The following is a 13,195-nucleotide window of genomic DNA, read 5'->3' as shown; positions in this document are numbered from 1 at the left end:
ATTATGAAACGAATTGTTGGCATCGATATCGGAAATTCTACAACAGAAGCGGCCTTGGCCGAAATTCATAGCAATGGGGAGGTAAAGTTCTTATCTTCCGCGATTGCCAATACAACTGGTATTAAAGGGACACGAGAAAATATCGTGGGCCTCATGGATGCCCTCAAGTCGCTAATCAGGTCTGCTAATCTTACATTACGAGATATTGACTTGGTTCGCATTAATGAGGCTACACCAGTTATTGGCGATGTGGCCATGGAAACTATTACGGAAACGATTATCACAGAATCTACTATGATAGGTCACAATCCTAAAACACCAGGTGGCTTAGGCCTTGGCGTAGGGTATACTGTTCCCATTGAGCAGCTTATCGATAAGCCACAAGGTCAGCCATATATCGTGGTAGTTTCAAAGATTATCGATTTTGAATTGGTAGCACAGCTTATCAATGCGTATTGTAAACGAGGTTATGATATTCGGGCTGCGATCCTTCAGGCTGATGATGGAGTACTCGTCAACAATCGATTAGATAACAAAATTCCTATCGTAGACGAGGTTGCGTATATCGATAAAATTCCAATGGACATGCTTTCTGCCGTAGAGGTCGTAGAACCAGGGCAGGTAGTATCACAATTATCGAATCCTTATGGGATTGCTACTGTATTTGAGCTTTCACCAGAAGAGACAAAAAATATTGTGCCTATTGCTAGAGCCATTATCGGCAATCGCTCCGCCGTTGTTATCAAAACTCCTGCAGGGGACGTTAAGGAGCGTGTAATACCGGCTGGTTCCATCATTGTTATGGGTAATGACCGAACTGTATCCGTTGATGTATCTGCTGGGGCGGAGAAAATCATGGAAACCCTTGAATCTGTTCATCCTATTGAGGATATTAGCGGCGAAGCAGGTACGAATGTGGGGGGCATGCTGGAAAAGGTTCGTCTCACTATGGCGCAATTGACAAATAAATCACCTCAAGACGTGTATATCCAAGATTTACTGGCTGTAGATGTGGCTGTTCCTATTAATGTAAAAGGTGGACTCGCAGGTGAATTCTCTATGGAACAAGCTGTAGGCATTGCATCCATGGTTAAATCAGATCATCTACAAATGGAAATCATTGCGAAGCAGGTGGAGAAAGAGCTAGGCGTTCCTGTTGAAATCGGGGGTGAAGAGGCTGAATCAGCTATCCTAGGTGCCTTGACAACACCAGGAACAGCGAAACCGATGGCCATACTTGACTTAGGTGCAGGCTCTACCGATGCATCTATCATTAACCGAGAAGGTAAAATTAAGGCCATTCATCTTGCAGGTGCAGGAAACATGGTAACTATGCTCATCAATTCTGAACTTGGACTTGAAGATGTATATATTGCGGAGGCTATTAAACGAGATCCATTAGCTCAAGTACTCAGTGTATATCATATTCGTCACGAAGATGGTACAGTACAATTTTTCAACGAGCCGCTATCTGCGGAATTATTTGGTCGTGTAGTTATCGTCACTCCTGATGGTCTCGTTCCTATAGAACGAGATATACCATTAGAAACGATTAAGCGCGTACGCCAAACAGCAAAGAAACGGGTATTTGTAACAAATTCACTTCGTGCCTTGGCATCTGTAAGCCCCACTCATAATGTACGAGACATTCCATTTGTAGTTATTGTAGGCGGTTCCGCACTAGATTTTGAAATTCCTCAACTTGTGACTGATGCACTTTCACAATATGCATTAGTAGCTGGCCGCGGCAATATTCGAGGCATTGAAGGGGCGCGTAATGCGGTAGCAACAGGACTTGTTCTATCTTATGTACAGAAAGGAGGCCGATGATGGATCAAAGTATCATTAGTAAACCGACCATCTTGCTTTATACAACACAGCATATCAGTGAGGACGTATTAAAGCCCCTCTTATACGGTATTGAAGAGGAAGACCTTCCTGTGGTAATTGAGTCCCATAGCGGTACTCATATTGCATTAGCTGACTTAGCATCTCGTAATTCGGCTTTGTCTGTAGGTATTGGCGTTGATGATCAGGCTATTGTATTGACCTATAAAAATATACCAGCTCATCAATTTATCTACCGACTTAGCGGTTATAGTCAATATCCAGATAGTTTACGCACCTTAGGTGTCAATGCAGCTCGCCTTGTAAAAGGAAATCCTTTCGTTTCAGATAAACGATTGGAAGTAGCCTTTTAAATACAATTAACTTGAGAGGTAGTGCATATGGCTATTTATACGAAAACTGGTGATGCAGGTACAACGGCCTTGTTTGATGGGACGAGGGTACCTAAAAATTCACTTCGTGTGGACACATATGGAACCTTTGATGAATTAAATGCACAGGTTAGTGTATGTGAGAAAATAGTCGTCTCATCAGACAATAAACATGTGCTTCACACATTACAACATCAGCTATTCCGCTTATGTGCGGAGATAGCAACACCTCATGTGGAAAATCTTAGTGAAAGTAGCAATTTAATTTCACAACAAGATATTAGTGACTTGGAACGTATAATCGATGACTATACGAAGCGATTGCCACAGCAACATAGCTTTATATTAAGTGGAAATTACCTGTCTGCTGCAGAGCTACATGTGGCACGTACAATTTGTCGTCGTGGTGAACGGTTGCTTATTAGCTTAGGTTCCGTGGAACCTATCCGCGATGAGGTTCGAAAATTTATTAATCGACTATCTGATGCTCTGTATATCATGGCTCGCTTGGAAGACTATGTACAATTTGTAGAAACAATTGTAGAACGCGTTTCAGAACGTGTTGTAACTAGACATGCGGAAATACTAACAGAAACGAATCAAAGCTTAGGTCATATAGAGCATAATGTTGAAAATCAAGTTAATGATATGACAACTGGAATCGAGTTAGAGCATATTATGACGAAACTTTCACAAGCGGCAATGGACTACGCTCAGTCCATTGGCGTACCTATCGTTGTATCTATAGTAGATGCAAACGGTGTATTAATGTATTTCCAACGTATGTCAGATGCATTGCTCATCAGTAACGACATCGCACAGGCAAAGGCGTACACCGCAGTGGCGCTTAAATCAGCAACTCATGAAATATATCCAAGCACACAGCCTGATGGCGATCTATTCAACATAGAATCCATGGTAAACCGTAAAATTTGCACCTTTGGTGGAGGATATCCAATCATCATCAATGGCAAGATAGTCGGAGGACTTGGCATTAGCGGTGGTACCGTGGTACAAGATATGGACATTGCATCTCACGCATTACAATCTTTGTAGATTTATGAGGTGAAAACAATGGACGTAACGCAAATGTATATTAGTGAGTTTGTTGGTACTGCCGTTCTAATTGCATTTGGTAATAGTACAAATGCATCAATTTTGTTAAAGAAAACCATCGTTAGTATTTTTGGTACTAATTGGTTACACATTATCTTTGGATGGGCTTTTGCCGTAGCCTTTGGTGTCTATGTAGGGGTTGCTCTTGGTGGTCCTGGTCATTTGAATCCAGCGGTTACTTTTGCTCTTGCTGTGGCGGGAACATTTCCATGGGATCAAGTGATTCCAATGTCTATAGCTCAAATTGCAGGTGGTTTTACAGGTGCCGCCATTGCTGCACTGTTCTATTATCCACACTTTAAGGTAACAGGCCCTGACGAAGGAAACTGTGTAGGAATTTTTGCAACAGGTCCAGCTATTGATAATAAACCATTCAATTTGATATCCGAAATTATAGCTACGTTTATGTTCATGTTAGCTATTCTCTGCTTAGGGAAAATGGCTGATGGCTTAGCACCTATGGTTATCGGTATCTTGGTAGCATCTATTGGTATGTCTTTTGGTGCGACTACTGGATACGCATTAAATCCAGCGCGCGACTTTGGCCCACGCTTAGCGTATTCCTTATTACCGATTCCTAATAAGGGGACAGCGAACTGGCAATATGCGTGGGTACCATTTATTGGTTCATTGATCGGCGCAGGCTTAGCCGTATTATTCTTCCAATTAGTGGCACCTTAACTTTAGCTAGTATATAAGATAAAACGAATTATAGTTTGTCAGGATAGTTTAAAGAACACATGTTGAATTAGGAGGAGATTATATGGCCTTTCAAGAGGTAATTGATGCAAAACAGCGCATCATACAAGAATTTGTACCCGGAAAACAGGTTACGATAGCCCATGTTATTGCCAATCCTAAACCAGACCTATTTAGAAAAATGGGGCTCGAGGAAAAAGGTAGAAATGCCATTGGAATTCTTACCATAACACCTGGCGAAGGGACCATTATTGCAGCCGATATTGCAAGTAAATCCGGTGATATCGAAATCGGTTTCATCGATAGATTTTCGGGGGCACTTCTCATAACTGGTGATGTATCTGCTGTTGAATCTGCATTACGCAGTGTAATTGAAGGACTGCAACGCATATTAGGCTTTTTCCCAACGGATTTAACAAGATCCTAATGAAAGGGTAATTATGAGTACCGAAAAGAAAGAAAAGCGTATCCTCCTAGTAGGACGTAGTGGTTGTGGCAAGACTACATTGGCCGATACAATTACGCATGGATCAGCTACGTATCATAAGACACAAGCTATAACGCGGGTGGGAAACTTCATTGATACACCGGGGGAATATATGGAAAATCCTAATTACTATCGAGGCATTATCTTGCATGCCTATGATGCGGATTTAGTGATTTTCATGATCCCAGCAGGTGATGAAACAACTATATTTCCACCAAGCTTTGGTAACTCCTTAAACCGCGAGGTTATAGGGGTTGTATCCAAGGTAGACACGGGAAAAGATGTGGAAGTGCCACGACGTAATCTCAAGCTAGCGGGAGTCACTAAGATTTTTGAAATATCCGTTCACGACGAAGAGTCGTTAGAACATTTGTGTAACTACATATATGGTTAGTTGAAAGAAGGTTTTTCCATGGACAAAGGTTTTGAAGAGCAACTTAATCAATTTATTTTAAATAAGGCGATCATTCCAAAAAGCTTGGGTCTATGGGAACGATATTTTAAAAAAATGTGTCTTGCTTGGCAGGATATGAAAACTGAGATTCATGCTCAGCATATTATCTTTTCGGCAGATAATGGTATTTCCGTAGATGGCCTGATTGGTTATAACTATGAGATTACCCGTAAACAGTCTCAAAATATGATTGATGGTAAAAGCGCAGTTGCTAATTACTGTATCTTTAACCATATTCCTTACGAAGTGGTAGATGTAGGCATTGCTTGTCCGCAAGGTATTGGGGTAAATCGAAAGGTAGCTCAAGGCACAAAGAATATATTAGATGGTGCCGCTATGAGCGTTGAAGAATTTGACCTAGCGTACCAAGCGGGATATAACCGCGTTGTCTACTATGCAGAATCGGGTGTTAACCTATTTTCCTTCGGTGAAATGGGTGTTGGTAATACAACTACTTCAGCAGCTGTCTTGAGTGGTCTTACAAAACTAGACCCACGGATAACCGTAGGTCCTGGATCTGGTCCTGATGAAGAGGCGTACATGAATCAAAAACGAGAGTTTGTACGTACTGCACTATCTCATCATAAGGGGCACTTAAATAGTCCAAAAGAGGTAATCAGCCGTGTAGGTGGCTTTGATATAGCCGCTATTACAGGCGCTATGGTAGCTTGTACGGACTTACATATCCCATTTGTTATCGATGGTTATATAACAGCAGTTGCCATGGCTTGTGCTACGCAAATGAATGGAGAGGCTCCATTATATGGCATTCCATCTCATTATTCTCGTGAGGTAGGAATGGCAGCAGCATTGGCTTATGCAAATATTCGTCTTGATGAAGTTCCAATCCATGGTCAAATGGCATTAGGTGAAGGAACTGGTGCAGTATTAATGGTACAACTACTTAAAACAGCACACTTTGCCTTTATGAATATAGGTACTATGGTGGAACTATTAGAGAAATAAATTTGTAATCTTTGCTCTATGTTTTGTAAAAGGAGAGAAAACAGATGACACAAGAAGCATTAGGTATGGTGGAAACTAAGGGCCTAGTAGGCGCTATTGAAGCAGCAGATGCAATGCTTAAAGCAGCTAATGTAGAACTCGTAGGAAATGAAAAAATTGGCTCTGGTCTCGTTACTGTTATGGTTCGCGGTGATGTAGGTGCTGTAAAAGCTGCTGTAGACGCAGGTGCAGCCGCTGCAGAACGGGTAGGTATTGTTATCTCTACTCATGTAATTCCAAGACCACATAAAGATGTAGAAGGTATTTTACCAACAAAGGGTGAATAATTATGGCCGATACTAAAAGTATGGTAGATGAGATTTTAAAGCGCGTATTGATGCGTATCGATGGTGCTGATTTAAGCAAAACTACAGGCGTAACAGGTAATGCATCTTGTGCATGTGATTCGTCACCTGTAAGTTCACCTACTACAAATCAACTACAAACTTCAATGATTACTGAACACGTAGGCAGTACTACAACAGGCGATACAATTGGCCTCGTAATTGCCAATGTAGACAGTCAAGTATTGGAAGCTATGAAGCTCACTAAGTCATATCGATCTATCGGTATCTTAGGTTCACGTACAGGTGCAGGGCCGCAAATCATGGCCGCTGATGAAGCTGTAAAAGCAACGAATACCGAGATTGTTAGCATTGAACTTGCCCGTGATATGAAAGGTGGCGCTGGTTCTGGTTCCCTTATCATATTTGGCGGCGATGATGTATCTGATGTAAGACGTTCTGTAGAAGTAGCATTGCGTGAATTAGAACGTACCTTCGGTGAAGTATATATGAACGAAGCTGGTCATGTGGAGGTTCAATATACAGCTCGCGCAGGAGAAGCATTAGTGACTGCCTTTGGGACACCAGAAGGTAAAGCCTTTGGCTTGATCGTTGGAGCCCCAGCAGCTATCGGTGTAGTTATGGCGGATACAGCAGTTAAGTCAGCTAATGTAGATATGGTAGGTTATCGATCTCCATCGAGTTCAGCTATGTGTAACGAAGTTACTTTAGAAATCAGTGGGGATGCAGGAGCTGTTAAACAAGCCGTAAAAGCAGCACGTGATGTGGGATTAGTCTTATTAGAAACTATGGGAAGTACACCTAAGAATATAGGTTCTTCGTACATAATTTAATAAGCCGTGTTATAGGAATGCATGCATCCTACGTGCGAATCATCAAAAGAAATAGACGTCGGGAGGTGGCATGGTGAAAGATTCACTAGGGTTACTAGAAGTAGCTGGTTTATTGGGAGCTATTACTGCATCAGATGCAATGGTTAAGGCTGCAAATGTATGGTTGTTAGGAATAGAAAAGGCGAGAGGGCTTGGCTGGATGACTGTTAAGGTTGCTGGTGATGTGGCAGCTGTAGAAGCAGCTGTTCAAACTGGTGTAGCTATTGCAAAAGGTTTGAACCTTTATGTAGCTCATAAAGTAATTCCTCGACCTGCAGAAGGCTTAGTAGAATCCTTTAATGATGACTTTACAGATAAGTCGGCTAAGATATCTGATGATACAAAAGCAGCTAAGAAAACTGTAGATAACGAATCAGTGAAAGTAGAAGCTATTACTACTGTGGAAGAAAAATCCGCATCAGATAAAAAGGTTGTTGAAGTGTTAGATGAAATCGTATCTACAATTATAGAACCGAAAAGTTCTAAGTCGACTGGCACAAAGAAAACGGCATTAAAGAAAAGTTCTAAAAAGAAATAATGTAGTAATTAATAAAGGAGATTATCATGAATAACGCATTAGGCATGGTAGAAACAAAAGGTTTAGTAGGCGCTATTGAAGCGGCTGATGCAATGGTAAAAGCAGCCAATGTTACATTAGAAGGGACTGAAAAAATTGGTTCCGGTCTTGTAACTGTAATGGTTCGTGGTGATGTGGGCGCTGTAAAAGCAGCTGTTGATGCAGGTTGTGCAGCAGCACAAAAAGTGGGCGAAGTAGTATCTACTCATGTGATTCCACGCCCTCATAGCGATGTAGAATTAATCTTACCTAAGAAAGGATAATAGCTTATGGATCGGGAACAGATTCGTGCTATCGTACGAGAAGTGATCGAAGCCATGTTAGAATCGTCTATTCCCGTAGGTGTGAGTAATAGACATGTCCATCTATGTCAGGAGGACTGGGATATATTATTTCCTAATCAGGCCATTACTAAGAAAAGTGATTTAAAGCAAACTGGAGAGTTTGCATCAGAACAATCAGTTACCTTAGTGGGACCTAAAGGAGTCATACAGAATGTCCGCGTTTTAGGTCCTCTTAGGAAGCAGTCACAAGTGGAGGTATCCTTGACCGATGCTCGTACATTAGGTATAAAACCTCCGATTGTGTTATCTGGTCATTTAGAATCGGCAGTAGAGATTACCCTATGTACCGAAAATGGTGAAGTTACAAAACCGATTTGTATCATTGCAAAGCGCCATATTCATATGTCGCCTGATGATGCAAAACGGTTCCATGTAAACGATGGCGATAGAGTAAATGTTGAACTACAAACGACTGAACGCACTACTGTATTTAGTGACGTCATTGTTCGGGTCGTACCTGGCTTTGTTCTAGAACTTCATATTGATACAGATGAGGCAAATGCTGCCAATGTACAAGGTTCAGTAATGGCGAGAATTGTACAGTAAAGTAGGTGATATGATGAAAGGCTTGAAAAAGGCAAATAATACATTGCAAGAGTTCTCGGAACTTGTTGAATCCAAACAAGTGAGTTCTCATAATCAAAAGAATTTGCGTGTAGGTATTGACCTTGGTACGTCATCTATTGTCTTATCCGTAGTTAACGATAAAGGCAAGCCTATATATGGTGCCTTTGAATATAACGAGTCTATTCGTGATGGTCTTGTAGTTGACTATGTGGGAGCTGTTAAAATTACGCGAGCTTTAAAGGCTAAGGCAGAATTAGCCTTAGGTACGGATCTTGTATATGCTGCAGCAGCTGTTCCACCTGGAACGATAGGCAAGAATAAAGATGTGGTAGGTCATGTACTAGAAAGTGCAGGCTTTGAAGTAACTTGCATTCTAGATGAACCTACAGCTGCTGCTAATGTGCTAGGAATTACGGATGGAGCTGTTATCGATGTTGGCGGTGGTACTACGGGCATAAGCATTTTAAAGGATGGCCGAGTTGTATATACCGTAGATGAGCCTACAGGAGGAACCCATATGAACCTCGTTATCAGCGGGGCCTATGGAATTTCTATCTCAGAAGCGGAGGTTTATAAGCGAAACGAAGAAAATAAACGTGATGTATACGCAACGATACGGCCCGTTGTTGAAAAAATGGCAGCTATTTCTAAGCATGCGTTGCAAGAGGGTGGTTATGAAAAAGGAACGCCTATAGTTGTTGTAGGTGGGGCTTCTAATTTTGAAGAGTTTACAAAAACTTTCAGTCAATATATAGGGTTACCTGTTCATAAGCCATTGTATCCTGAATTTGTAACGCCCTTAGGGATTGCCATGGGAAGTGAACAGTAAAATGGATGCATTAGTTAAACTGGTGTTAGAACGCCTGGAAAAGCGCATGACATCCACTGTAACTTTTATTGTCACAGAGTGCAATACCTATGATGAACATATATTGTTGCAGAACCAGCTCATTTCTTTTACTGGTGTAGATTATGGTCATATACGAGAGTTAATGAGCGATACATTGGTGCCTTGGGTAGTCTGTTTGCACCGTGCATTAGCATATGATTGTGAGGTAACAATACGTCTTGTAGTCCCTGTTACTTCGCTAATGAGTCCAACAGTCATTTTAGACTGGCCTATCAAATTTTTAGATAAATCTGGTCGCACTATATATGCTTGTCATCAAGCCTGGATAACGGCCTCTTTTGTTCGATCTTGTGAAAGTCAGTCTATTATCGTCATATATAGGGGACAACGGTTCACCATGGTTGCTCGTGATGAGATAGAGCGCTTAGGTATCACAATAATTGAAGGGAACGAGAAGTATGCAAGTCGGTAAAGTAGTGGGTAGTATCGTATCTACTCAAAAGCATGAATCTCTAAAGGGAATGAAACTGATGATGGTGGATATTCTCGATGGAGAACAAGGGTTGACGGGGCGCATAGAAATCGCCGTCGATACAGTATGTGCTGGTGAAGGTGAATATGTGCTTCTAACTCGAGGCTCATCGGCACGGCATATTTTCGAAGATGATAAAGGCACCGCAGTAGATTGCGCCATTGTGGGTATTATTGATAGTTTTGAAAAATAATTATATAGGAAATAGCTGGTGCCAAAGTTAAACCTAGTTATTGTGTCACATCATGAATGTATCCCTGATTGTGTACACCGTAAGTTGACATGGCCATTGCATCAGCAGTGCAACCTATATGGAGGTTCATGATGGAAAACAATACACAGTTGAAAGAAATGATCCGCTCCATGGTTATAGATGTATTACAGGGGCAAAAGCAAGAGACCGCTTTATCGCAATCTATTAAACAAGTATCTGGAAGTCGTCATCAAGCTGAACCAGGTGTATTTGATACGGTAGATGAGGCGATTCAAGCCGCGAAAGCAGCGCAAGCACGCTTTGAAGACTGTACCTTGGCAACTCGTGAAAAGGTAATAGCAGATATTCGTACTGCTATGCGCCCACGAGTACAAGAGTTGGCTCAGAAAACTGTTGAAGAAACAGGAATGGGTCGCGTTGCGGATAAAGTATTGAAATTAAATCTTACACTAGATAAAACACCAGGTGTAGAAGACCTTGTTACAGAATGTGAAACTGGTGACAATGGTATGACCTTATATGAATTGTCCGCATATGGTGTAATTGGTGCTATTACACCAAGCACTAATCCGGCAGAAACGTTAATATGTAATTCTATTGGTATGCTAGCAGCAGGAAATGCTATATTCTTTAGTGTACATCCAGGCGCAAAGAATATAAGTAGATTACTTGTTAGTGAATTAAATCAAATAATTACAAAATCTATTGGTATTGAGAATCTTATTGTTACACTTCATGAACCATCGATTGAATCTGCTCAAGAGATGATGTTGCATCCGGATGTTAGCTTGTTAGTTGTTACTGGTGGCCCCGGCGTTGTAAAACAAGCACTTCAAAGTGGTAAAAAGGTTATTGGTGCAGGGGCTGGAAATCCACCGGCTTTTGTAGATGAAACAGCGGATATTAAAAAGGCAGCTCAGGATATTGTCCTAGGTGCTAGTCTTGATAATAATATTCTTTGTATTGCCGAAAAGAGCGTAGTTGCAATGCGACCAATTGAACCACAACTTGTTCAAGAAATGGTAAATGTCGGATGTGTTCTTGTTGAAAATCAACAAGATATCCAACGTTTAGTAGAATTGACAGTTTTGCCAAATGGAACACCAAATAAGAAGTTTGTTGGTAAGAATGCAAGCGCCATTCTTGATGCGGCACATATTCCGTACAATGATGATCCACGGTTGATTATCATGCGCACACCAAAAGACCATCCATTTGCAGTGATTGAAATGTTGATGCCTATTCTACCGGTTGTAACGGTAGATAGCTTTGATGAAGGTCTCGATGTATGCTTGATGTTAGAAGCGGGCTTACATCATACTGCAACAATGCATTCACTAAATATGGAACGACTTAATCGGATGGCTCAGAAAATGAAAACATCTATTTTTGTTAAAAATGGCCCATCTTATGCAGGACTGGGCTTTAGTGGAGAAGGGACAACCACCTTTACTATTGCAACGCCAACTGGAGAATCGACAACCACAGCTCGATGCTTTGCACGCCGTCGTAGATGCTGTTTAACGACAGGTTTTAATATACGATAGGTGGTGAGTATATGGATCAATGGACATTTCCTACGCAAATTTATGCAGGGGCAGATTCGTTGAATCGTCTTACAGAATTTAATAACGAATCTATTCTTATCATATGTGACCCTTTTTTGAAAGACTCACCAAATCTTTTGTATGTGATTGGACTTATGGACGATCAAAATAAGGTAAATATTTATACTGATGTAGTACCTGACCCACCAATTACGCATGTAGCAAAAGGAATTGAGTTTATGGACAGCGTTAAACCGACTGTAATTATTGCTATCGGTGGAGGTTCTTGCATTGATATGAGTAAGGGTGTAGCTTACTTTGGGCGTAAGCTTAGACATATGGATATTAAAACCTTTATTGCTATTCCAACTACTAGTGGAACCGGATCAGAGGTAACATCTTTTGCCGTTCTGACAGATAGTGAAACACAAATAAAATATCCACTTCTTGATGATGCGGTATTACCTGACGAAGCTTTATTAACACCGTTATTCGTAAAGACATCTCCACCAAATGTTACTGCATATAGTGGCATGGATGTTCTTGTGCATGCCCTTGAAGCTTATGTGGCGATAGAGTCGAATAACTTTACTGATGCTTTGGCTCAAAGGGCTATAGAGCTTGTATTTGAATATTTACCAAAATGTCATAAATCAACAGCAACAGACTATGATAGGATGTCTATGCATGAAGCATCATGTTTAGCGGGACTTTCTTTTAATAAGGCTGGATTAGGTATAGTTCATGCTATGGCTCATCAGCTAGGAGGACAATTTCATGTCCCGCATGGCCTAGCTAATAGTATGTTATTGCCATATGTGATAGCCTTTAATTGTGCTCATAATCTAGCGGTGATGCGGAAATACGCACATTTATCTACAAAACTTGGTTTTGGATCTCCTGATATATCAGATAGGGATAAACTAGGTTCTCTGTTGAAGGCGATTGTCAAATTACAGAAGACTTTAGAATGCCCGATGAGCCTTACCGATTTTGGAGTTGATAAGATTCATTCTGAAGTAAAGCTTGGGCTTATGGCGGATAGAGCATTAGAGGATATGTGTTATCGATTTAATCCATATCCTGCTAATCGTGATGATCTTATCGGTTTGTATAAAAATGTGCTTTAGAAGATCTGTAAAATTATGTTTTGAATATTATTTAAAAAGAGACTTTAATGATAATCATTGAAGTCTCTTTTTATTATAAATTAATTAAAGGTATCAATAGATACTTTATTTTTATATTATAATGATATAATAATTTATAAAACCTATAACTAACGAATTTGGCGTTGTAAATCAAATTAGGCATATTCTTTATAACTCATTGTAATATAGAAAAACTTAGATTTTAGCTGTATTTGTTGTATAATATAAGTATAGGATATTTAAAAAATTAGATGTT

The 13,195-nt window shown here is 40.5% G+C and carries 17 protein-coding genes; all 17 read left to right on the top strand.

Annotated features, from left to right (window positions below):
• The first annotated feature begins 3 nt into the window (after nt 1-3).
• A complete protein-coding gene (locus tag VEHSUH05_RS03640; protein ID WP_105090746.1) occupies nt 4-1,830 on the top strand; it encodes a diol dehydratase reactivase subunit alpha in 1,827 nt (608 codons plus the stop codon).
• Entirely contained in the window at nt 1,830-2,201 is a 372-nt protein-coding gene (locus VEHSUH05_RS03635; protein ID WP_245875922.1) for a glycerol dehydratase reactivase beta/small subunit family protein, read from the top strand. Before VEHSUH05_RS03640 ends, VEHSUH05_RS03635 begins: the two co-directional genes overlap by 1 nt.
• 27 nt (nt 2,202-2,228) lie before the next feature.
• Nucleotides 2,229-3,275 (top strand): cob(I)yrinic acid a,c-diamide adenosyltransferase, encoded by a 1,047-nt coding sequence (locus VEHSUH05_RS03630; protein ID WP_054674271.1) that lies wholly within the window; start codon nt 2,229-2,231, stop codon nt 3,273-3,275.
• Between the two features lie 18 nt (nt 3,276-3,293).
• Entirely contained in the window at nt 3,294-4,016 is a 723-nt protein-coding gene (locus VEHSUH05_RS03625) for an MIP/aquaporin family protein (RefSeq protein ID WP_105090744.1), read from the top strand.
• 82 nt (nt 4,017-4,098) lie between these two features.
• On the top strand, nt 4,099-4,461 hold the full coding sequence (gene eutS, locus VEHSUH05_RS03620) for an ethanolamine utilization microcompartment protein EutS (protein ID WP_038117203.1): 363 nt from the start codon (nt 4,099-4,101) through the stop codon (nt 4,459-4,461).
• 13 nt (nt 4,462-4,474) lie between these two features.
• A complete protein-coding gene (locus VEHSUH05_RS03615) occupies nt 4,475-4,915 on the top strand; it encodes a EutP/PduV family microcompartment system protein (protein WP_105090743.1) in 441 nt (146 codons plus the stop codon).
• 18 nt (nt 4,916-4,933) lie between these two features.
• Entirely contained in the window at nt 4,934-5,941 is a 1,008-nt protein-coding gene (locus tag VEHSUH05_RS03610; protein WP_105090742.1) for a nicotinate-nucleotide--dimethylbenzimidazole phosphoribosyltransferase, read from the top strand.
• 44 nt (nt 5,942-5,985) lie between these two features.
• Nucleotides 5,986-6,267, top strand: coding sequence for a propanediol utilization microcompartment protein PduA (gene pduA, locus VEHSUH05_RS03605; protein WP_005385289.1), 282 nt, complete (start codon nt 5,986-5,988; stop codon nt 6,265-6,267).
• Between the two features lie 2 nt (nt 6,268-6,269).
• Nucleotides 6,270-7,118: a propanediol utilization microcompartment protein PduB gene (gene pduB, locus VEHSUH05_RS03600; protein WP_105090741.1), complete on the top strand. Its 849-nt coding sequence runs from the start codon at nt 6,270-6,272 to the stop codon at nt 7,116-7,118.
• A gap of 70 nt (nt 7,119-7,188) precedes the next feature.
• Nucleotides 7,189-7,695 carry a BMC domain-containing protein gene (locus VEHSUH05_RS09445; protein ID WP_054674279.1) on the top strand — a complete coding sequence of 169 codons (507 nt, stop codon included), beginning with the start codon at nt 7,189-7,191 and terminating at the stop codon, nt 7,693-7,695.
• A 26-nt stretch (nt 7,696-7,721) separates the two neighbouring features.
• Nucleotides 7,722-7,997: a propanediol utilization microcompartment protein PduA gene (gene pduA / locus VEHSUH05_RS03590; RefSeq protein WP_005385294.1), complete on the top strand. Its 276-nt coding sequence runs from the start codon at nt 7,722-7,724 to the stop codon at nt 7,995-7,997.
• Nucleotides 7,998-8,003: 6 nt separating this feature from the next.
• On the top strand, nt 8,004-8,624 hold the full coding sequence (locus tag VEHSUH05_RS03585; RefSeq protein ID WP_054674281.1) for a phosphate propanoyltransferase: 621 nt from the start codon (nt 8,004-8,006) through the stop codon (nt 8,622-8,624).
• 10 nt (nt 8,625-8,634) lie between these two features.
• Nucleotides 8,635-9,474 (top strand): ethanolamine utilization protein EutJ, encoded by an 840-nt coding sequence (gene eutJ / locus VEHSUH05_RS03580; protein ID WP_245875921.1) that lies wholly within the window; start codon nt 8,635-8,637, stop codon nt 9,472-9,474.
• A gap of 1 nt (nt 9,475) precedes the next feature.
• Nucleotides 9,476-9,967: a PduM family microcompartment protein gene (gene pduM / locus VEHSUH05_RS03575; RefSeq protein ID WP_054674284.1), complete on the top strand. Its 492-nt coding sequence runs from the start codon at nt 9,476-9,478 to the stop codon at nt 9,965-9,967.
• On the top strand, nt 9,954-10,220 hold the full coding sequence (locus tag VEHSUH05_RS03570) for a EutN/CcmL family microcompartment protein (RefSeq protein WP_038117192.1): 267 nt from the start codon (nt 9,954-9,956) through the stop codon (nt 10,218-10,220). Before pduM ends, VEHSUH05_RS03570 begins: the two co-directional genes overlap by 14 nt.
• Nucleotides 10,221-10,351: 131 nt before the next feature.
• Nucleotides 10,352-11,788, top strand: a complete 1,437-nt coding sequence (locus tag VEHSUH05_RS03565; protein ID WP_105090740.1) for an aldehyde dehydrogenase family protein — start codon at nt 10,352-10,354, stop codon at nt 11,786-11,788.
• 11 nt (nt 11,789-11,799) lie between these two features.
• Nucleotides 11,800-12,918 carry a 1-propanol dehydrogenase PduQ gene (locus tag VEHSUH05_RS03560; RefSeq protein ID WP_105090739.1) on the top strand — a complete coding sequence of 373 codons (1,119 nt, stop codon included), beginning with the start codon at nt 11,800-11,802 and terminating at the stop codon, nt 12,916-12,918.
• Nucleotides 12,919-13,195: the final 277 nt, after the last annotated feature.

This window comes from Veillonella denticariosi JCM 15641 (genome assembly GCF_002959855.1).
GTDB lineage: Bacteria > Bacillota > Negativicutes > Veillonellales > Veillonellaceae > Veillonella > Veillonella denticariosi.
This window is presented reverse-complemented; position numbering and strand designations above follow the sequence as displayed.